The following is a 19,686-nucleotide window of genomic DNA, read 5'->3' as shown; positions in this document are numbered from 1 at the left end:
GACCGCTGCTCCGAGGGTGTACGCGAGCCCTTGCCGGGGCCGCGCGTGAGCCTTGCCGGGGTCGTCCGTGAGCCCTTGTCGGGGCCGTGATCGAGCCCTCGCGCGCACCGCCGCCGCGCCCGGCGTGTCAGCCGCTGCGCCAGTCGTGGGCCAGCGCGGACTCGAACTCGTCGAGATACGCGGCCGTCAGTTCGCGCAGCGACGCAGGGCTCATGTCGTCGTTCGCGCCCCACAGCCGCCCCGTCATCCGCATCACCCCGCTGAACGCGGCCACCACCAGGCGTGGCCGCGGATCGCGGTCCACGTCCAGGCCCTCCCGTTCGGCGATCAGGCGGGCGAGCACCTCCTCCAGGTCGACGGACCGGCGCATGTGGGTGGCCAGGAGGGAGGGTGTGGACTGGATCAACTGGTAGGTGCGCATGTGCAGTTCGACCGGCACCTGGGCCTCGATCGCCTCGCCGAGGGGGTCCCAGGAGTCAAGGACCGCCCGGCGCATCGCCTCCAACGGGCTCTCGCCGGGCGGCCGTTCGGCGAGCGAGGTCACAAACCGCGACTCGACCAGGTCCATCAGCGCGAACGCCGCCGCCTCCTTGCTGCTGAAGTGACGGAAGAAGGTGCGCTGGGACACCGCCACCGCCTCGGAGATCTCGTCCACCGTCGTCTCCTCGTACCCCTGTGTCGTGAACAGTTCGAGGGCCGCGTGCAGCAGGGCTTCGCGCGTGCGCTGTTTCCTGCGCTGGCGCGCGCCGAGGACGGTGGCGGTCGACTCCGTGGTCATCTCCTGCTGTGTTCCCTTCAACTCGCCCGCCCCGCAAGGGCGGTGCTGGCCCATGCCCGGCCGATGGCCCGGGCGGATGTCGGTTGTGTCTCGGTCAGTCAAGCGGGTTTGCTTGATGTCAGTCGCTGACATTAACCTCGCGGCATGACGAGCCAGACCACCGTCGACCCCAAGGAACCGGCTGACGACGCGCCGACAACCCCACCGGAGACCACCACCGGACGCCTGCGCGGCCACCCCTGGCTGACCCTCCTCACGGTGGGCCTCGGCGTGACGATGGTCGCCCTGGACGGCACCGTGGTCGCCATCGCCAACCCGGCCATCGCCAAGGACCTCGACGCCTCCTTCGCGGACGTGCAGTGGATCACCAACGCCTACTTCCTCGCGCTCGCCGTCGCCCTGATCACCGCGGGCAAACTCGGTGACCGCTTCGGCCACCGCCAGACCTTCCTCGTCGGCGCCGTCGGCTTCGCGCTCGCCTCCGGCGCCATCGGCCTGTCCGACGGCATCGCCTCCGTCATCACCTTCCGCGTACTCCAGGGCCTGTTCGGCGCCCTGCTCATGCCCGCCGCCCTCGGCATCCTGCGCGCGACCTTCCCCGCCGAGAAACTCAACATGGCGATCGGCATCTGGAGCATGGTCATCGGCTCCTCCACCGCGGGCGGCCCGATAGTCGGCGGACTGCTCGTCGAACACGTCAGCTGGCAGTCCGTCTTCTTCATCAACCTGCCCGTGGGCGCCGTGTCCCTGGTGATGGGCCTGGCCATCATCCGCGACCACCGCGCCGAAAAGGCCCCGCGCTCCTTCGACATCCCCGGCATCCTGCTGCTCTCGGGCGCCATGTTCTGCCTCGTCTGGGCCCTCATCAAGGCACCGGAATGGGGCTGGGGCGCAGGCGGCACCTGGTCCTTCATCGGCGCCTCCGTCCTGTGCTTCGCGGTCTTCGCGTACTGGGAGACCAAGGTCGCCGAACCCCTCGTACCGCTCGGCCTGTTCCGCTCCCTGGCACTGTCCGCCGGTGTCGTCCTGATGGTCCTGATGGCCATCGCCTTCCTCGGCGGACTGTTCTTCGTCACCTTCTACCTGCAGAACGTGCACGGCATGAGCCCGGTCGACAGCGGCCTGCACCTGCTCCCGCTCACCGGCATGCTGATCGTCGGCTCCCCGCTGGCCGGAACCCTGATCACCCGGCTCGGCCCGCGCATCCCGCTCTCCGGCGGCATGGCCTTCACCGCGCTCGCCATGTACGGCATGTCCCGCCTCGACGCCGGCACCGGCAGCCTCACCATGTCCGTCTGGTTCGCCCTGCTCGGCCTCGGACTCGCCCCCGTCCTCGTGGGCGCCACCGAAGTCATCGTGGGCAACGCGCCCCTGGAACTCTCCGGCGTCGCGGGCGGCCTCCAGCAGTCCGCCATGCAGATCGGCGGCAGCCTCGGCACGGCCGTACTGGGCGCCGTCATGGCTTCCAAGGTCGACAGCGACTTCACCGGCAACATGGCCGAGGCGAAGCTCGAGCCCCTGCCCGCCGAGGACTTGGACAAGGCGAAGGAAGCGGTGCAGCAGGGCGCGGCCCCGGTGCCGCCGGGCACGCCCGGACCCCTCGCCGAGAAGATCACCACCGTCGCCCACGACACCTTCGTCTCCGGCATGAGCATGGCCTGCCTGGTGGCCGCCGGAGTCTCCGTCGCCGCCGTCCTCGTGGCACTCCTGACCAAGCGCGGCGAGCATGCCGAGGCGGGTGCGGGCGGCGGGCACATCTGAGGGCGGGGTACGGGGCGGGTCCCAACCGGGCGGTTCCTACGGGGCGGACCCCAACCGGCGCTTCCTGCGCGGCGGATCCCAACTGGCGCCCCCTACGGGACGGTTGTCCACGCCGCCGCGGAGCTCGGTGCCCAGGACCGGAGCTTCTCGGGGTTGCGCACCGCCCACAGATGGCGGATCCGGTCGCGGGCGACGTCGAAGGCGTACACCGTCACCACGGCACCGCCCTCGCGGCCGACCAGTCCCGGCCGCCCGTTGACGGTGCACTCGACGAGCGTGGTCCCGGACGGCCGCCGGGGGAGCCGGACCAGGTGCCGCGCGATCGTCTCACCGCCCCGCAGCGGTCGGCGCAGCGTGCTCACCAGGCCACCGCCGTCGCCGACCGCGGTGGCCTGCGGGTCGAGAAGGCCGACCAGGGCGTTGATGTCGCTGGCCTCCCACGCCCGCTTGAGGTCCCGCACGACAGCGGCGTCCCGCGCCGTCGGAGCCGACAGTGCCCGCGAGGCACGGACCCGGCGGCGGGCCGAGGACGCCAACTGGCGGCAGGCGGCCGGGGTACGGCCCACGATCCGGGCCACCTCAGCGAACGGATACCGGAACACGTCGTGCAGGACGAACGCGACGCGCTGCGCCGGAGACATCGAATCCAGCACCACCAGAAGGGCCATCCCCACCGACTCGTCCAGGGTGACCCGGTCGACCGGGTCAAAGGCGATCGTGTCCGACCGCCCACCGTTCCACTCGGCCGGATCGGGCAGCGGTTCGGGCAGCCACTCGCCCACGTACTGCTCCCGCCGCACCCGCGCGGAGCCGAGCTGGCTGAGACAGACACGGATGGCGACCGTCGTCAGCCAGGCCCCCGGAGAGTCGATGGCCCGCTGCTGCCCGCCGGACAGCGCGTACCAGCGGGCGTAGGCCTCCTGAACGGCGTCCTCGGCATCGGCCATCGAACCGAGCAACCGGTAGGCGACATTGATCAGTTGACGCCGCTCACCGATGACCGGGGCCACTTCGGGTACGGGCTGCGCCGCTCTGGCACCGACCTGCCTCGCTCCGGCTGAACCCTGGGCCGCTTCGGCTCCGACCGGCGCTGTTCTGGCTCCGACCGGGGCTGTTCTGGCTCCGACCGGGATTGCTTCGGTTCTGACCGGGATCGCTTCGGCCGTGGATCGCGTGGACATGGTCCCGTGGGCTCCCTCCGCCGCTCCTGTCCTCACCAGTCCGACGGGACAGCGCGGTCATCTGTGACGAGCGGGGCGGGATCGCGCCTCACAAATCGCCGCGCTGCGCGGTCGGACCGGTGCAACCACGCCCGGAACGCGGGGAGTTCCCCGGCCGGGCACCACCCTGAGCGTGAAGGAGCGAGTCCGCCATGACCACCCATGACTCCGCCACAACCGCCCACGATTCCGCCGCGGCCATCCCCGAGAGCACGATCGCGGAGAGCGTCGTCCCCGGCGCTGGAACCGCCGGCGATGCCTTCCCGGACGGTGACACCGGGCCCCGGCAGGAGGGGTTCCAGTCGCGTCTGCCCGATCTCACCACGCTGTACCCCGACTTGGCGGTCCTCTCCGGGTCCGTGCACAAGGCCGTCCGCAACGGCCCGGTGCCGCAGAGCACGGTCACCTTGATGCTGCTGCGCGCCGCGCAGATCGTCGGCAGCACGTACCACTGCATCCGGATAACCGACGGTCTGCGCAAGGCGGGTGAGGAGGAGCGGCGCATCACCGCCATCGCGACCTGGCAGGACGCTCCCTACTTCAGCGGCGCCGAACGCATCGCGCTGGAACTCGCGGAGGCCGTCCTCACCCCGAACCCGTTCGGGGAGCGCGTCTCCGACGACCTGTTCGCCCGGGCGTCCCGCCACTACAACGACGAGGAGATCTGGCACCTCACCATCGCGCTGGGCCACCTCGGCATGTTCATCCCGGTCGCCCTCATCGCCAAGCCGATCCCCGGCAGGCCGCCGGGCAAGAACTACAGCAAGTGAGGCGGGGGAGCTTGCGGGCCGCTTGTCCGGTACTTGTACGGCGCTGACGCGAGTCGGCCCGCGAGGGTCCGATTCGGCGCGGATTCGTCCCGAATCAGGTCATGAGGACGGTCAGATCCGGTGACAGGTACGCGGGAACCGAACCGGCGGACCCCGCTCAACTCCTGGCGCAACGCGTCAACTTCGTGCACGGAAAATGCCCCGCCGGGTCGTCGGCGGGGCATTTCCCCTATCAGGGTGATCATGGCCGCGACCCCTTCCGCAGCGCTCGAAGGCCAGGTCAGAGTGCTCCCATGAGAGCGGCGGCACGGCTCCGGAAGGTTGCCGTGCCGTACGCGGACCGACCGCACCACGCACCCCCGAGCCGGCTCGGGCCCGAGTCCCTTCACCCGGACCCGAGGCCACGCACATCCGAGCCGCCTCGCGTGCGAACCGGTCACAAGCGATCCGCTCACGACGATCCATCCACGACCGATTCACCGACGACCGATTCATCCACGACCGAACCAACCACGGTCGGTCTACCGACCGATCCATTCACCAACGGGGAAACACCATGACGCGCACCACCAAGTGCAGGAACCTGACCCTCACCGTGACCGCCGCGGCGCTGTCCTGCGCGGCACTCACACCGGCGCACTCGGCGTCGGCCCACCACCCCGCGCGCACCACCGCGGCCAAGGCGCTCGCCGCCTGCGCCGCAGGGGAGTTGTGCCTGTGGGACCGGCCGGACTTCCGCGGCAAGCCGCACATCCGCGATCTCTCCAACACCGACATCGACAGCTGCGTCGTGCTGCCGGCCAAGGGCGGAGCCCAGTCCTTCGTCAACCGCACGGGGCGGCCGGTCACCACGTACCAGTCCAACGAGTGTGCCGAGACAGGGGAGTTCGACACCTACCCCGGTAAGGGCAAGGGCAGCTACACACCCGAATCGGCGTACCGGGTACGGGCGTTCAAGATCTGGGAGAGGTGAGACAGCGCCGCTCCCGGTGGCCGCTGCGGGGCTGGCGTTACGGGCTCTGACCCGTCTCGGGTGCCGTACCGACCGGGGCGGAGGAGCCCGCGGTGGCCGTGAGGGCGGCGGGCTGCGGTACCACCTGCGGGTGGGCGACGGCGTCCGGGGCCGTCGCCGACTCCCCGGAGAGCGCGGCGACTTGGGCGCGCAGGGCCTGTACCTGCGCGGTCAGCTCCTTGATGGCGGCGGTCTGGCGTTCCTCGGCGGCGTTGTCGCGTTCGAAGCGGGAGATGAACCAGGCCGCGATGTTGGCGGTGACGACACCGAGCAGGGCGATCCCGGACAGCATGAGCCCGACCGCGATCAGACGGCCCAGGCCGGTGGTGGGCGCGTGATCCCCGTAGCCGACCGTGGTCATCGTGGTGAACGACCACCACAGGGCGTCGCCGAGGGTGTGGATATTGCCGTCCGGGGCATTCCGTTCGACCGAGAGGACAGCCAGCGAACCGAACATCAGCAGACCGACGACGGCGCCGCCGACATAGGTCGTCAGCCGCACCTGTGAAGCCATCCGGGCGCGGCGGCCGACGAGCAGGAGTGTGGAGACCACCCGCAGCAGCCGGAACGGCTGGATCATCGGCAGGATGACGGCGATCAGGTCGAGCCAGTGCGTACGGACGAAGTGCCCACGCTGCTCGGCGAGTACGACACGTACGAGGTAGTCGACGGCGAACGCGCCCCAGACGATCCACTCGACCAGGGCGCAGCCGAAGGCGAGCGCGTCACCGTGGTCGGGCGCCGCGATCGGCACCGCGTACGCGACGGCGAAGGCGACCGCGAGGACCAGAAGCGGCCGTTGGGTGTGCTGCTCCCAGCGGACGCGGGCGGGTTGTTCCTTCACAGGGGAATCGTAGGAGAGGGGAGGCGGGGTGGGGTGGGGGAGGGGGGAGGGGCCCCAGAAAGGGGGAAGCCCTCAAGCCTCAAGCGCCGCCCCTCACCCCTCCACCTCTACCACCACCAATACGCTTCACGGGAGTTGGGGCAGGCGGGGCAGCCGGGGCAAGAGGGGCACGCGGATCTGCGATGCGTTCGCCACACCTACCTCCGCACCCCCACCCCTGGCCCAACCCCCACCTACGCATCTCCCCCCGCAGCCCCCGGATCCGCCGCCGCCACATCCAGCAGCTGGTACCGGTCGATCGCCTGCTTGAGCAGCGAGCGGTCGACCTTGCCCTCGCGGGCGAGTTCGGTGAGTACCGCGACGACGATCGACTGGGCGTCGATGTGGAAGAACCGCCGCGCCGCGCCCCGGGTGTCGGCGAAGCCGAAGCCGTCCGCGCCGAGCGACTGGTAGGTGCCGGGCACCCAGCGCGCGATCTGGTCCGGCACCGAACGCATCCAGTCCGAGACGGCGACGAACGGCCCTTCGCTGCCCGCGAGTTTGGCCGTGACGTACGGCGTGCGCTGGTCCTCCTCGGGGTGCAGCAGGTTGTACCGCTCCACCTCGACGGCCTCGCGCCGCAGTTCGTTCCAGGAGGTCGCGGACCAGACGTCGGCCCGTACGTTCCAGTCGCGGGCGAGGAGTTCCTGCGCTTCCAGTGCCCACGGCACCGCGACACCGGAGGCGAGGATCTGCGCCGGCACCGTCCCCTGCTGGCCCGGGTTCAGCCGGTGGATTCCCTTGAGGATGCCCTCGACGTCGACGTTCTCGGGTTCGGCGGGGTGCTGGATGGGCTCGTTGTAGACGGTCAAGTAGTAGAAGACGCCCGGGTCCTCGCCGGGGTGCGGCTCGCCGTACATCCTGCGCAGTCCGTCCTGGACGATGTGCGCGATCTCGTAGCCGTACGCGGGGTCGTAGGCCACGCACGCCGGGTTGGTGGAGGCCAGGAGCTGCGAGTGCCCGTCGGCGTGCTGAAGTCCCTCACCGGTCAAGGTCGTTCGCCCGGCGGTCGCGCCGAGGACGAAACCGCGCGCCATCTGGTCGGCCATCTGCCAGAACTGGTCGCCGGTGCGCTGGAATCCGAACATCGAGTAGAAGACGTACACCGGGATCAGCGGTTCGCCATGGGTGGCGTACGCCGAGCCCGCGGCGATCAGCGAGGCGGTGCAGCCGGCCTCGGAGATGCCGTCGTGCAGCATCTGCCCGGTCGGCGACTCCTTGTAGGCGAGCAGGAGTTCACGGTCCACCGACTCGTACTGCTGGCCGAGCGGGTTGTAGATTTTCGCGGTCGGGAAGAACGAGTCCATGCCGAAGGTGCGGTACTCGTCGGGGGCGATCAGTACGAAACGCTTGCCGATCTCCTTGTCCCGCATCAGGTCCTTGAGCAGCCGGACGAAGGCCATGGTGGTGGCGATCGACTGCTGACCGGAACCCTTCTTCACACCTGCGTACGTCTTGTCCTCGGGCAGCGCGAGCGGCCGCGCGCGTACGACACGGGTGGGCGCGTACCCGCCGAGCGCCCTGCGCCGGTCGTGCATGTACTGGATCTCTTCCGAGTCCCGGCCCGGGTGGTAGTACGGCGGCAGCCCGTCTTCTAGGTCCTTGTCGGGGATGGGCAGATGCAGCCGGTCCCGGAAGCCCTTCAGGTCGGCGACCGTCAGCTTCTTCATCTGGTGGGTGGCGTTGCGGCCCTCGAAGTTGGGTCCGAGGGTCCAGCCCTTGACGGTCTGCGCCAGGATCACGGTCGGCTGGCCCTTGTGCGCCTTGGCCGCCGAGAAGGCCGCGTAGATCTTGCGGTGGTCGTGGCCGCCGCGTCCCAGGTGCAGGATCTGGTCGTCGGTCATGTTCTCGACCATCGCGCGCAGCCGCTGGTCGTCGCCGAAGAAGTGCTCGCGGATGTACGCGCCGGTCTCGGTGGCGTACGTCTGGAACTGCCCGTCGGGCGTGGTGTTCAGCCTGTTGACCAGGAGGCCGTCGCGGTCCTGGGCGAGCAGCGGGTCCCAGGTGCGGTCCCAGACCAGCTTGATGACGTTCCAGCCCGCGCCCCGGAACTGCGACTCCAGCTCCTGGATGATCTTTCCGTTGCCGCGTACGGGTCCGTCGAGACGCTGGAGGTTGCAGTTCACCACGAAGGTCAGGTTGTCCAGGCCCTCGCGGGCGGCGATGGACAGCTGGCCGAGCGACTCGGGTTCGTCCATCTCGCCGTCGCCGAGGAAGGCCCAGACGTGCGACCTGGAGGTGTCCGCGATGTCGCGGGCCGCCATGTAGCGGTTCATCCGGGCCTGGAAGATCGCGCCGAGCGGGCCGAGGCCCATGGAGACGGTCGGGAACTCCCAGAAGTCGGGCATCGAGCGCGGGTGCGGGTAGCTCGACAGGGCGTCGGGCTGCCTGGACTTCTCCTGCCGGAAGCCGTCGAGCCGTGCCTCGCTGAGCCGGTCCAGGAGGAAGGCGCGGGCGTAGATGCCGGGCGAGGCGTGGCCCTGGAAGAAGATCTGGTCGCCGCCGTCGCCCTCGTCCTTGCCCCGGAAGAAGTGGTTGAAGCCGACGTCGTAGAGCGAGGCCGAGGAGGCGAAGGTGGCGATGTGGCCGCCGACCCCGATGCCGGGGCGCTGCGCCCGGGAGACCATGACGGCCGCGTTCCACCGGGTGGCGTTGAGGATCTTGCGCTCGATGTCCTCGTTGCCGGGGAAGAAGGGCTCGTCCTTGGTGGCGATGGTGTTGACGTAGTCCGTGCTGCGCATCTCGGGCACGGCCACGCGCCGCTCACGTGCCCGCTCGATCAGCCGCAGCATGAGGTATCTGGCGCGCTCCCGGCCCCGCTCGTCGACCGCGGCGTCGAGGGAGTCGAGCCACTCCTGGGTCTCTTCGGGATCGAAGTCCGGGACCTGGCTGGGAAGGCCGCCAATGATGATCGGATTGCGATCTGATCCGGAAGCCACGCTGTTCCTTCACTGTCTGGGAGCGCCCCCGAAGGCATGTCCGGGAGCGCTGGTGGGAGCACTGCTGGTGCCGGTTTGCTGATTGCGCCGCTCCCATCGTGGACCCCGGCGGGGCCCACGTCATCTCTACTCAGGGGTAACCGTGGGCTTTGTGCCGGTGGGCGGCCGAGAGACGGGGAGCGGCCGAAGAAATAGGGGTTCTGTTCGCATTTTCCCGCGTGTTGCCCGGCGCCGCGGCGAGGTTTCCCGGGCCCGGCCCGGGTGGGACCTGGGCGGGTGAGGAAAGCCGCGAAAACGATTATTCCGAGGGTGGGCGCGGCAGCGGTTACCGTGTACTCATGCCATGAGTTGCGGTGACACGGCCTGGAACGTCACCGTTTCGGCGGTCTGCACGGCCGGGTACTTGCGCGATCCGTCCCGCACGTGTGGACTACGGCCATTGCCTCGCGTACGCGAGGCCCGAACAACTTCCGAAACATGATCAGGAGGCAACCCGTGAGCGCGACCGCGGACCACGCGGAGGAGCGGACTAGCCTGGCCGCGAGGCTGGGTTTCCAGCCCGGACAGGTGGTCCAGGAGATCGGCTTCGACGAGGACGTCGACTCGGAGCTCCGCGAGGCGATCCAGGAGACCATTGGCAGCGAGCTCGTCGACGAGGACTACGACGACGTCGCCGACGCGGTGGTCCTCTGGTTCCGTGACGACGACGGCGACCTGACGGACGCGCTGGTCGACGCCACGACGCTCATCGACGAGGGCGCACCGCTCGTCCTGCTGACGCCGAAGACCGGGCGAGACGGGTATGTCGAGCCGAGCGACATCAACGATGCCGCGCGGACCGCGGGCCTGTCCCCGTCCAAGAGCGTCAGTGTGGGCAAGGACTGGTCCGGCAGCCGTCTGGCCACCCCCAAGGCGGCCGCCAAGAAGCGCTAGCCGCAGGCCGAGAGCACCGCATCGGGCTCCGCGACCGGGAGGACATCTCCGGGTCGTGGAGCCCGATGCCGTTTCCGGGGTTCCGGAAGGGGAGGCCTCCCGTGCGGCGGCGCTGGCTGTCCCGTATGCCGTATGCCGTACGACGGTGATGCCCCTCCCCGCGACGGGGGAGGCGGGCCGGGCCGGGGCCTGAGTCGCCCTCGCCGCCGACGGACTGCGTAGGGTGGGTCACCCGAACAGCCTCCTACGGCCCCTGGAAGGGATGGCGTGACCATGGCGATCGAGGTCGGCACCAAGGCCCCGGATTTCGAGCTCAGGAACCAGCACGGCGAGACCGTGCGGCTCGCGGACTTCCGTGGCGAGAAGAACGTGGTGCTGCTCTTCTACCCGTTCGCGTTCACCGGTGTCTGCACGGGCGAGCTGTGCGCCCTGCGCGACGAACTGCCCAAGTTCGTCAACGACGACGTGCAGTTGCTCGCCGTCTCCAACGACGCCCCGTTCAGCCTGCGCGTCTTCGCCGAGCAGGAGGGTCTCGAGTACCCGCTGCTCTCCGACTTCTGGCCGCACGGCGAGATCTCCCGCGCCTACGGCGTCTTCGACGAGGAGAAGGGCTGCGCGGTGCGCGGCACCTTCATCATCGACAAGGAGGGCGTCGTGCGCTGGACCGTCGTCAACGGCCTGCCCGACGCGCGTGACCTGAACGAGTACCTGAAGGCACTCGACACCCTGTGATTCTCCCGCCGTAAGGCGGGTCGTGACGGGGAACCCGTCACTAGGATCCAGTCGTTGTTCAAGAAGCCAATGCACGATGGGGGCAACGCCCCTGCACACCAAGGGAGGACTCGTGGGAGTCAGCCTCAGCAAGGGCGGCAACGTCTCGCTGACCAAGGAGGCGCCGGGCCTGACCGACATCACGGTCGGTCTCGGCTGGGACGTCCGCACCACGACCGGTACGGACTTCGACCTCGACGCCAGTGCCATCCTGACGAACTCGGAGGGGAAGGTCACGGGCGACCAGAACTTCGTTTTCTTCAACAACCTGAAGAGCCCCGACGGCTCCGTGGAGCACACCGGTGACAACACCACCGGTGAGGGCGAGGGCGACGACGAGCAGATCAAGGTCAACCTGGCCGGTGTCCCCGCGGACGTGGAGAAGATCGTCTTCCCGGTCTCCATCTACGACGCGGAGAACCGCCAGCAGTCCTTCGGTCAGGTGCGCAACGCGTTCATCCGCGTGGTGAACCAGGCCGGCGGCGCCGAGATCGCCCGGTACGACCTCTCGGAGGACGCCTCCACCGAGACCGCCATGATCTTCGGTGAGCTCTACCGGCACGGTGCGGAGTGGAAGTTCCGCGCCATCGGCCAGGGTTACGCCTCGGGCCTGCGTGGCATCGCGCAGGACTTCGGCGTCAACGTCTGACCCAGAGCCGTACGCACGACCGACGTCCGGCGCCGCACGTGCTCCTGCGGCGCCGGACGTGCTTGTCCAAGGCAGCAGCCCGTCATGACCAAGGCGGCATGCGACCGTTCAGGGCGGCCTCGCAACAGTCCGGGGCAGTGCCGCGACGGGAATTGACCACCACGCGGGGAGGACCACGAACCATGGGCGTCACGCTCGCCAAGGGAGGCAATGTCTCCCTCTCCAAAGTCGCACCGAATCTCACCCAGGTGATGGTCGGACTCGGCTGGGACGCGCGCTCGACCACCGGAGCGCCCTTCGACCTGGACGCCAGCGCACTGCTGTGCCAGTCGGGCCGGGTGCTCGGCGACGAGTGGTTCGTCTTCTACAACAACCTGACCAGCCCGGACGGTTCGGTCGAACACACCGGCGACAACCTGACCGGCGAGGGTGACGGCGACGACGAGTCGCTGCTCGTCGACCTGTCCGGGGTCCCGGCCCACTGCGACAAGATCATCTTTCCGGTCTCGATCCACGACGCGGACAACCGGGGCCAGGCCTTCGGTCAGGTCAGCAACGCCTTCATCCGGGTCGTGAACCAGGCCGACGGTCAGGAGCTGGCACGCTACGACCTGTCCGAGGACGCCTCCACCGAGACGGCGATGATCTTCGGCGAGCTCTACCGCTACGGCGGTGAGTGGAAGTTCCGTGCCGTCGGCCAGGGGTACGCGTCGGGCCTTCGGGGCATCGCTCTAGACTTCGGGGTCAACGTTTCGTAAAGCCGAGTACGGCGAGGGGGAAGATCCCCCCTCGGATCGGTCCGGGGTTCTCCCCGAACACAGGATTGGGTAGCCAGTGATTCTGAAAACCTTCGGCTGGTCGTTCGCGGTCACCGCGCTCGGTCTGGTCGCGGCGGTGCTCTACGACGGGTGGACCGCCTTCGGGCTCGTCGCGATCCTGAGCGTCCTCGAGATCTCGCTGTCCTTCGACAACGCCGTCGTGAACGCCGGAGTCCTGAAGAAGATGAATGCCTTCTGGCAGAAAATCTTCCTCACGATCGGCATTCTCATCGCCGTCTTCGGTATGCGGCTGGTCTTCCCCGTCGTCATCGTCGCGATCAGCGCCCAGATCGGCCCGATCGATGCCGTCGACCTGGCGCTCAACGACAAGGACCACTACCAGGAGCTGGTCACCGACGCCCACCCGGCGATCGCGGCCTTCGGTGGCATGTTCCTGCTGATGATCTTCCTCGACTTCGTCTTCGAGGACCGTGACATCAAGTGGCTCGGCTGGATCGAGCGGCCGCTGGCCAAGCTCGGCAAGGTCGACATGCTGTCGGTCTGCATCGCCCTGATCGTCCTGCTCGTCAGCGCGATGACCTTCGCGACCAACGCCCACCAGCACGGCGGCACGCACGTCGACAAGGCGGAGACGGTCCTGCTGTCCGGCGTCGCCGGTCTGATCACCTACCTCATCGTCGGCGGTCTGTCCGGCTTCTTCGAGAACCGTCTCGAGGAGGCGGAGGAGCGCGAGCACGAGGCCGAGGAAGAGGCCAAGCGCGAGGGCAAGAACATCTCGGTCCTCAAGCTGAGCGGCAAGGCCGCGTTCTTCATGTTCCTGTACCTGGAAGTCCTGGACGCCTCCTTCTCGTTCGACGGTGTCATCGGCGCCTTCGCCGTCACCAACGACATCGTGCTGATGGCCCTCGGCCTCGGTATCGGCGCCATGTACGTCCGGTCGCTCACCGTCTACCTGGTCCGCCAGGGCACCCTGGACGAGTACGTCTACCTGGAGCACGGCGCCCACTACGCGATCGGCGCGCTCGCGGTCATCCTGCTCGTGACCATCCAGTACGAGATCCACGAGTTGATCACCGGCTCGATCGGCGTCCTCCTGATCGCCTGGTCGTTCTGGTCCTCGGTGCGCCGCAACAAGGCCATCGCCGCCGAGGGCGGCGGCGACTCCGACGACCGGGCCGAGGTCTCGGTCTGACCCGGGCGGTCTCGGCCTGATCCGAGCGCCGCGGGTGTGATCCGGCCCGCGGTGAGGGAAGAGATGTGTGCGGGGCGGTCGTGAGGACATGGTTCCTCGGGCCGCCCCGCAGCCGTGCCCGCCGGGCCGCCGCGCGGGCACAATCGAAGGACACGACGGGCAAGCCGACTTGACGACGGACAAGCCGACTTCACGACAGCCGAGCCGGCTTGCCGACAGCAGTCACCGATGACGGGGAGAGTGGGGGCCACATGTCCTTCTGGGACGGTCTGTGGCGCGGGCGCGCCAACCAGTTCGAGTCGGGCAGCGCGTCGAGCAACGCGATCGAACTGACCAAGCGGCACCCCTCGGTGTCGCTGACCAAACAGGGCGCGGCCACCGGCAATCTGCGGATCAACCTGTCCTGGCAGATGCGTACGTCCGACTTCGGCAGGCGCTCCCGCAGCGGGCGCAGCCTGTTACGCAACCCGCTGTCGCTGTTCAAGCCCGAGGTGGTGCAGGGGCACACCCAGGGCGTGGTCAACGTCGACCTGGACCTCGGGTGCCTGTACGAACTCGTCGACGGCGAGCGGGGCGTCGTACAGCCGCTCGGCAACTTCTTCGGCGACCTCAACGCCCCGCCGTACGTGAAGCTGAGCGGCGACGACCGTTTCGGGTCCGGGTCCGGCGAGACCGTCTACGTCAACCTGGACCACCGCGAGTCCATCAAGCGGCTGCTGGTCTTCGTCTACATCTACGACCAGACGCCCGCGTTCGACCGTACGCACGCCAAGGTGACGCTCTATCCGGGCAACGGCCCCCGTATCGAGATCAGCCTCGACGAGCACGCGCCGCAGGCCCGTTCCTGCGCCGTCGTCCTCATCGAGAACGTCAAGGGCGAGTTGATGGTCCGCCGCGAGGTGAAGTTCGTCTACGGCTTCCAGTCCGAACTCGACCGCCTGTACGGCTGGGGCCTGCAGTGGGGCCGCGGTTACAAGCAGAGCAAGTCCGGGCGATAGGCCCTGACCAGAGCACCGGCCGGGCCGCTCGCGCGCACCGTGTCAGCGGCCGATGAACTGCGGCCCCTGCGGCGGCAGCGTGAACGTCGGGTCGGCGCCCACCGGTTGCGGATAGCCGTAGCCCGCGGGCGCGCCCAGCGGCGGCCCGGGCCTGGTGGGTGCCGAGGGCGGATAGCCGTAGGCGGGCCCCGGTGGGGGTGCCTGCGGGGCCGGAGGGTGGGCGTAGCCGGAGGCGGGCGCCGCCGTGGGGGCGGCGGGCTCGGGCGCCGGGTTCTCCTGCTGCGCCGAGGGCTCGGACTCGTCGACGGAGATGCCGAAGTCGGTGGCCAGACCGACCAGACCGTTGGAGTACCCCTCGCCGAGCGCGCGGAATTTCCAGCCCGGCCCGCGCCGGTAGATCTCGCCGCAGATCAGCGCCGTCTCCGCGCCGGTCTCCGGGGTGATGTCGAAGTACGCGAGCGGCTCGCCGTCCACGGTCGCGTCGTGTACCTGGATACGCAGGGAGCGGACCCGGTCGAAGGTCACATCGTCCGCGGAGGCGACCAGGAGGATCCTGTCCACCTCGCTGCCCATCTGGGCGAGGTCCGCCTGCACGGTGTCGGTGACGCTGTCGCCCGCGCGCTTCTTGCCCAGCCGCCAGACCCGGTCGGAGGGGTGGCGCGGCTGGTTGTAGAAGACGAAGTCCTCGTCCGAGCGCACGCGCCCGTCCGCGCCGAGCAGCAGCGCCGAGACGTCGACGTCCGGCGCGCCCTGCCCGGGGGCCCAGCGCAGCACGGCGCGCACCGCCGTGGCATCGAGCGGGACGTTCGCCCCTTTCAGCATCGCGTGCGTCATACGGTCATCCTGCCTGCTGGGCGTCCCGACGGACAACGTGGGGTTCCGGCCGCGCCCTTTGTGCGTGCCCGCGACACGGCCGAGTTACCGGAACTTCATGCCCAGTGGGAACCCCCGACATGGATCCCTACGTACTATTACCGGCCACATCTCATCCCATCCTCTCGGCGACCCAGGGAGTCCCATGCGTCATTTCGGGCACATTGCCCCCGAGGTTCGCCGACGCCTGTTCCACCGCGAACCCTGCACCTTCTCCGCCCAGTCCCCGGCCGGGCTGCTCGCCGTGGCGCTGGGCGCCACGCTGTACAGCCCCGCGACCAGACCTCGGCTCGCCGAGGACGTCGTGAAGCAGGCGGACCGTGGCGTGATGTCGATGGTGCTGTGCCTGGAGGACTCCATCGGTGACGCCGATGTGCCCGACGCCGAGGAGAACCTCGTGCGCCAGTTCGCCGCCCTGGCGGAGCTGCCCCGGGCCTCGGACGACCCGCCGCTGCTCTTCGTCCGCGTCCGCACTCCCGAGCAGATACCCGACCTGACCCGGCGCCTGGGCCCGGCCGCGCGCCTGCTGTCCGGATTCGTACTGCCGAAGTTCACCGAGGAACGCGGCGTGCCCTTCCTGGAGGCCGTCGCCGAGGCCGAGTCGCTCGCCGAGACCGCCGACGGCCACCGCTTCTACGCGATGCCGGTCCTCGAATCGCCCGAGCTGATGCACCTGGAGACCCGGCGCGAGACGCTCACCGGCATCGCCCGCACCGTGGACAAGTACCGCGACCGCGTGCTTGCCCTGCGCCTGGGCGTCACCGACTTCTGCTCCACCTACGGCCTGCGCCGCACCCCCGACATGACGGCGTACGACGTCCAGATCGTCGCCTCCGTCATCGCCGACGTGGTGAACCAGCTCGCCCGCGCGGACGGCACCGGCTTCACCGTCAGCGGCCCGGTGTGGGAGTACTTCCGGGTCCAGCAGCGCATGTTCAAGCCACAGCTGCGCCGCAGCCCCTTCCTCGGTCAGGCCGAGGAACTGCGCACCGCCCTCATCGAGCACGACATCGACGGCCTGCTGCGCGAGATCGAACTCGACCGCGCCAACGGCCTGTTGGGCAAGACCTGCATCCACCCCTCGCATGTGCTGCCGGTGCACGCGCTGTCGGTGGTCAGTCACGAGGAGTACAGCGATGCCCGGGACATTCTGCGGCCGGAACTCGACGGTGGCGTGCTGCGCTCGGCGTACACGAACAAGATGAACGAGGTGAAGCCGCACCGCGCCTGGGCCGAACGCACCCTGGAGCGGGCCGAGGTGTTCGGGGTCGCGGCCGAGGACGTCGGCTTCGTCGAACTGCTCACCGCGGGCAACCGGGCCGAAGGCGGACACCTGTGAACGACAACGCTATGAACGACAACCGTATGAACGACAATGCTCTGGAGGCCGAGATCGACGTCGAGAGCGCTGGGGACGTGGAGGTCGCTTCGGGCGCGGAAGTCGCTTCGGACAACGACGTCATCTGGACCGGTACCTGGGTGGCCGAGCGGCTCGGCATCGAGCTCCGCCACGGGGACGGGGGCGACGGACCCGCGGCCGACGGACCTGCGGCCGACGGGACCGCCACCCCGCCCGGCACGCTGAAGGATCTGCTCGGCCTCGCCCTGCGCCGCAACCCCAAGCGCGCACACCTGCTGGTGTCCGGCGTGCTCGGCAAGCACGTGCCCCAACTCCCGTCCCTCGTACGGCAGTCGGGCCTGGACCTGGGGCAGCGGGTGCGTGCGCTGCTCGGCCCCGAGCAGTGCGCCCGCGCCGTGGTCCTCGGCTATGCGGAGACGGCCACGGGCCTCGGCCACTGCGTCGCCGACGGACTGGCCACCGCCCCGTATCTGCACTCGACGCGGCGGCCGGTGCCCGGAGTCGAGCGGGCGGGCGGCTTCGAGGAGTCCCACTCGCACGCGACCTCCCATCTGCTGCTGCCCGAGGACCCGAAGCTGCTCGCCGCGGACGGTCCGCTGGTCCTCGTCGACGACGAGTTCTCCACCGGCAACACCGTCCTCAACACCATCCGCGCCCTGCACGCCCGTTACCCCCGCGAGCACTACGTCGTCGTCGCCCTGGTCGACATGCGCGGCCCCGAGGACCGGCTCCGTCTCGCGGAGTTCGCGCGCGAGGTCGGGGCCCGGGTCGACCTGGTGGCCCTGGCCCACGGCACCGTCAGCCTGCCCGACGGCGTACTCGCCAAGGGGCAGGCCCTGGTGGCGGAGTACGAGCGCGCGGGCAGCGGGACGACCGCGGCGACGAGCGGCGCCGCGACGCCCGGCACCGGCAGCGGTACCGGCACTGGCAGCGAACCCGCCGTAGCCCCCGTCGCGCGCGTGGAACTCGGCTGGCCGACCGGAGTCCCCGACGGCGGACGCCACGGCTTCACCCCCGACCACCGTGCCGCCCTGGAAGCGGCACTGCCCGCGATGGCTGCCCGCCTCGCCGAAGCGGTGTCCGCGCCCGCCCCGGAAACGGGACGAACGATCCCCGGCCCCCGCCCCCGCGTACTCGTCCTCGGCTTCGAGGAGTTGATGTACGCGCCGCTGCGGCTCGGCGAGGCTCTTCAGGAGCAACTGCCCGACGCCGAGGTGCGGTTCTCCACCACCACCAGGTCGCCCGTCCTCGCGATCGACGACCCGGGCTACGCCATCCGCAGCCGTCTCGCCTTCCCCGCGCACGACGATCCGGACGACGGCCCCGGCGAGCGCTACGCGTACAACGTCGCGGGCGCGGGCTTCGACGTGGTCGTCGCCGTGGTCGACTCCGTCGCCGACACCCCCGCCCTGCACGCCCCGGACGGTCTGCTGCACGCACTCGCCGCGCACACCGGCCGCGTCGTGCTCGCCGTCGTGCCCGCGCACCGGGCCGCCCCGGCGCCCGCCCTCGCGAAGCGGCGTACCCCAGAACAACGAACCTCCGAAAGGCCCGCCTTGCTGCCCGAACCCCTCCGGGGCCCCGCCTTCTCCTCCTACGCTCCGGACGACGTGGGCTGGCTGCTGCAGGACCTGTCGCACACCGAACTGGAGGCGCCCACCGAGGAGCGGGAGGAGGCGATCCAGCGCGGCGGCGCCCACTACGCCGAGTCGCTGCCCGTCGAGTACCAGCCGAGCCCCGCCTACCAGCAGCTCTTCCGGGCCGCGCTGGACACCTCGGCGGCCCGTATCGCCGAGGCGGTCGGCGTGGTCACCGAGACGGTGCTCGCGGAGCTCCCCCGCACGCGGCTCCCCTCGCGCGAGGCGACCGCCACGCCGCGCCCGGTGCTGGTCTCGCTGGCCAGGGCCGGAACCCCGGTCGGCGTCCTGATGCGCCGCTACGCCGAGCAGCGCCACGGCCTCTCGCTGCCGCACTACGCCGTCTCCATCGTCCGCGGCCGCGGCATCGACGCCAACGCCCTGCGCTGGCTCGCCGCCCACCACGACCCCGCCGACGTCGTCTTCGTCGACGGCTGGACCGGCAAGGGCGCGATCACCCGCGAACTCGCCGCGGCCCTGGAGGAGTTCGAGCGCACCGAGGGCATCACCGGCTTCAACCCCGAGATCGCCGTACTCGCCGACCCGGGCTCCTGCGTGCGCACCTACGGCACCCGCGAGGACTACCTGATCCCCTCCGCCTGCCTCAACTCGACCGTCTCCGGCCTGATTTCGCGTACCGTCCTGCGCGCCGACCTGGTCGGGCCGGGCGACTTCCACGGCGCCAAGTTCTACGCGGAGCTGGCGGACGCCGACGTCTCCCACGACTTCGTCGACGCGGTGGCCGCCCACTTCACCGAGGTCGCCGACTCCGTCGACGCCCGGGTGAAGGAGCTCCTCGCGGCCGACCGCAGCCCGAGCTGGGAGGGCTGGCGAGCCGTCGAGCGGATCAGCGAGGAGTACGGCATCCACGACGTGAACCTGGTCAAGCCCGGGGTCGGCGAGACGACCCGGGTACTGCTGCGCCGCGTGCCGTGGAAGATCCTCGCCAGGACCGGCGCGGGCGCCGACCTCGACCACGTACGCCTCCTCGCCGAGCAGCGCGGCGTGCCCGTGGAGGAAGTCGACCACCTGCCCTACACCTGCGTGGGCCTGATCCACCCGCGCTTCACGCGCGGCGCGACGGGCGTGGACGGAAAGGCGGTTGCGGCCAAGTGAACGAGCCCATGAGCA

Annotated in this window: 16 protein-coding genes; 11 read left to right on the top strand and 5 right to left on the bottom strand. The window is 69.8% G+C overall.

The features are described from left to right. Nucleotides 1–127: 127 nt before the first annotated feature. On the bottom strand, nt 128–778 hold the full coding sequence (locus tag HUT18_RS07630; protein WP_176098966.1) for a TetR/AcrR family transcriptional regulator: 651 nt from the start codon (nt 776–778) through the stop codon (nt 128–130). A gap of 144 nt (nt 779–922) precedes the next feature. On the opposite strand from HUT18_RS07630, the gene HUT18_RS07625 reads away from it, so the two are divergent. Beyond that, nucleotides 923–2,539, top strand: coding sequence for an MFS transporter (locus HUT18_RS07625; protein ID WP_176098964.1), 1,617 nt, complete (start codon nt 923–925; stop codon nt 2,537–2,539). A gap of 92 nt (nt 2,540–2,631) precedes the next feature. Here HUT18_RS07625 and sigJ read toward each other — a convergent pair whose 3' ends face one another. Beyond that, nucleotides 2,632–3,549: an RNA polymerase sigma factor SigJ gene (gene sigJ, locus HUT18_RS07620; RefSeq protein ID WP_254878470.1), complete on the bottom strand. Its 918-nt coding sequence runs from the start codon at nt 3,547–3,549 to the stop codon at nt 2,632–2,634. Between the two features lie 362 nt (nt 3,550–3,911). Here sigJ and HUT18_RS07615 point away from each other — a divergent pair, with 362 nt between their 5' ends. Next, on the top strand, nt 3,912–4,529 hold the full coding sequence (locus HUT18_RS07615; protein ID WP_176098962.1) for a carboxymuconolactone decarboxylase family protein: 618 nt from the start codon (nt 3,912–3,914) through the stop codon (nt 4,527–4,529). A 556-nt stretch (nt 4,530–5,085) separates the two neighbouring features. Then, complete coding sequence (locus HUT18_RS07610; protein WP_176098960.1) at nt 5,086–5,502, top strand: peptidase inhibitor family I36 protein; 417 nt, start codon at nt 5,086–5,088, stop codon at nt 5,500–5,502. 37 nt (nt 5,503–5,539) lie between these two features. On the opposite strand, the gene HUT18_RS07605 is transcribed toward HUT18_RS07610, so the two are convergent. Further along, nucleotides 5,540–6,385 carry an ion channel gene (locus HUT18_RS07605; protein ID WP_176098958.1) on the bottom strand — a complete coding sequence of 282 codons (846 nt, stop codon included), beginning with the start codon at nt 6,383–6,385 and terminating at the stop codon, nt 5,540–5,542. A gap of 233 nt (nt 6,386–6,618) precedes the next feature. Next, complete coding sequence (gene aceE, locus HUT18_RS07600) at nt 6,619–9,363, bottom strand: pyruvate dehydrogenase (acetyl-transferring), homodimeric type (protein ID WP_176098957.1); 2,745 nt, start codon at nt 9,361–9,363, stop codon at nt 6,619–6,621. Nucleotides 9,364–9,858: 495 nt separating this feature from the next. On the opposite strand from aceE, the gene HUT18_RS07595 reads away from it, so the two are divergent. The 6 genes from HUT18_RS07595 (at nt 9,859) to HUT18_RS07570 (ending at nt 14,685) form a co-directional block, all read left to right on the top strand. After that, nucleotides 9,859–10,296 (top strand): DUF3052 domain-containing protein, encoded by a 438-nt coding sequence (locus HUT18_RS07595; RefSeq protein WP_217710471.1) that lies wholly within the window; start codon nt 9,859–9,861, stop codon nt 10,294–10,296. 273 nt (nt 10,297–10,569) lie between these two features. Further along, nucleotides 10,570–11,028: a peroxiredoxin gene (locus HUT18_RS07590; protein WP_176098953.1), complete on the top strand. Its 459-nt coding sequence runs from the start codon at nt 10,570–10,572 to the stop codon at nt 11,026–11,028. Nucleotides 11,029–11,140: 112 nt separating this feature from the next. Next, a complete protein-coding gene (locus tag HUT18_RS07585) occupies nt 11,141–11,716 on the top strand; it encodes a TerD family protein (RefSeq protein WP_176098951.1) in 576 nt (191 codons plus the stop codon). A gap of 182 nt (nt 11,717–11,898) precedes the next feature. Continuing rightward, nucleotides 11,899–12,474, top strand: a complete 576-nt coding sequence (locus HUT18_RS07580) for a TerD family protein (protein ID WP_176098949.1) — start codon at nt 11,899–11,901, stop codon at nt 12,472–12,474. 76 nt (nt 12,475–12,550) lie between these two features. Next, on the top strand, nt 12,551–13,687 hold the full coding sequence (locus HUT18_RS07575; RefSeq protein WP_176098947.1) for a DUF475 domain-containing protein: 1,137 nt from the start codon (nt 12,551–12,553) through the stop codon (nt 13,685–13,687). Between the two features lie 251 nt (nt 13,688–13,938). Next, complete coding sequence (locus tag HUT18_RS07570; RefSeq protein WP_176098945.1) at nt 13,939–14,685, top strand: Tellurium resistance; 747 nt, start codon at nt 13,939–13,941, stop codon at nt 14,683–14,685. A gap of 42 nt (nt 14,686–14,727) precedes the next feature. On the opposite strand, the gene HUT18_RS07565 is transcribed toward HUT18_RS07570, so the two are convergent. Then, nucleotides 14,728–15,519 (bottom strand): TerD family protein, encoded by a 792-nt coding sequence (locus tag HUT18_RS07565; protein WP_176098944.1) that lies wholly within the window; start codon nt 15,517–15,519, stop codon nt 14,728–14,730. A 184-nt stretch (nt 15,520–15,703) separates the two neighbouring features. Between HUT18_RS07565 and HUT18_RS07560 the strand changes: the two genes are divergently transcribed. Together HUT18_RS07560 and HUT18_RS07555 are read left to right on the top strand one after the other, a co-directional pair. Beyond that, nucleotides 15,704–16,897 carry an HpcH/HpaI aldolase/citrate lyase family protein gene (locus tag HUT18_RS07560; RefSeq protein WP_176098942.1) on the top strand — a complete coding sequence of 398 codons (1,194 nt, stop codon included), beginning with the start codon at nt 15,704–15,706 and terminating at the stop codon, nt 16,895–16,897. Further along, nucleotides 16,894–19,671, top strand: a complete 2,778-nt coding sequence (locus HUT18_RS07555; protein ID WP_254878469.1) for a phosphoribosyltransferase — start codon at nt 16,894–16,896, stop codon at nt 19,669–19,671. The genes HUT18_RS07560 and HUT18_RS07555 overlap by 4 nt, the downstream gene beginning before the upstream one ends. Nucleotides 19,672–19,686: the final 15 nt, after the last annotated feature.

The organism is Streptomyces sp. NA04227 (genome assembly GCF_013364195.1).
Taxonomy (GTDB): Bacteria; Actinomycetota; Actinomycetes; order Streptomycetales; family Streptomycetaceae; genus Streptomyces.
Note: the sequence above shows the minus strand (reverse complement) of the source record. Positions and strands in the feature narration are given on the sequence as shown.

Excerpts from the sequence above, each read along its gene's own strand:
- HUT18_RS07630 (WP_176098966.1), bottom strand. The coding sequence starts at position 778 with ATGACCACGGAGTCGACCGCCACCGTCCTCGGCGCGCGCCAGCGCAGG.
- HUT18_RS07625 (WP_176098964.1), top strand. The coding sequence starts at position 923 with ATGACGAGCCAGACCACCGTCGACCCCAAGGAACCGGCTGACGACGCG.
- HUT18_RS07615 (WP_176098962.1), top strand. The coding sequence starts at position 3,912 with ATGACCACCCATGACTCCGCCACAACCGCCCACGATTCCGCCGCGGCC.
- HUT18_RS07610 (WP_176098960.1), top strand. The coding sequence starts at position 5,086 with ATGACGCGCACCACCAAGTGCAGGAACCTGACCCTCACCGTGACCGCC.
- HUT18_RS07590 (WP_176098953.1), top strand. The coding sequence starts at position 10,570 with ATGGCGATCGAGGTCGGCACCAAGGCCCCGGATTTCGAGCTCAGGAAC.
- HUT18_RS07580 (WP_176098949.1), top strand. The coding sequence starts at position 11,899 with ATGGGCGTCACGCTCGCCAAGGGAGGCAATGTCTCCCTCTCCAAAGTC.
- HUT18_RS07570 (WP_176098945.1), top strand. The coding sequence starts at position 13,939 with ATGTCCTTCTGGGACGGTCTGTGGCGCGGGCGCGCCAACCAGTTCGAG.
- HUT18_RS07565 (WP_176098944.1), bottom strand. The coding sequence starts at position 15,519 with ATGACGCACGCGATGCTGAAAGGGGCGAACGTCCCGCTCGATGCCACG.
- HUT18_RS07560 (WP_176098942.1), top strand. The coding sequence starts at position 15,704 with ATGCGTCATTTCGGGCACATTGCCCCCGAGGTTCGCCGACGCCTGTTC.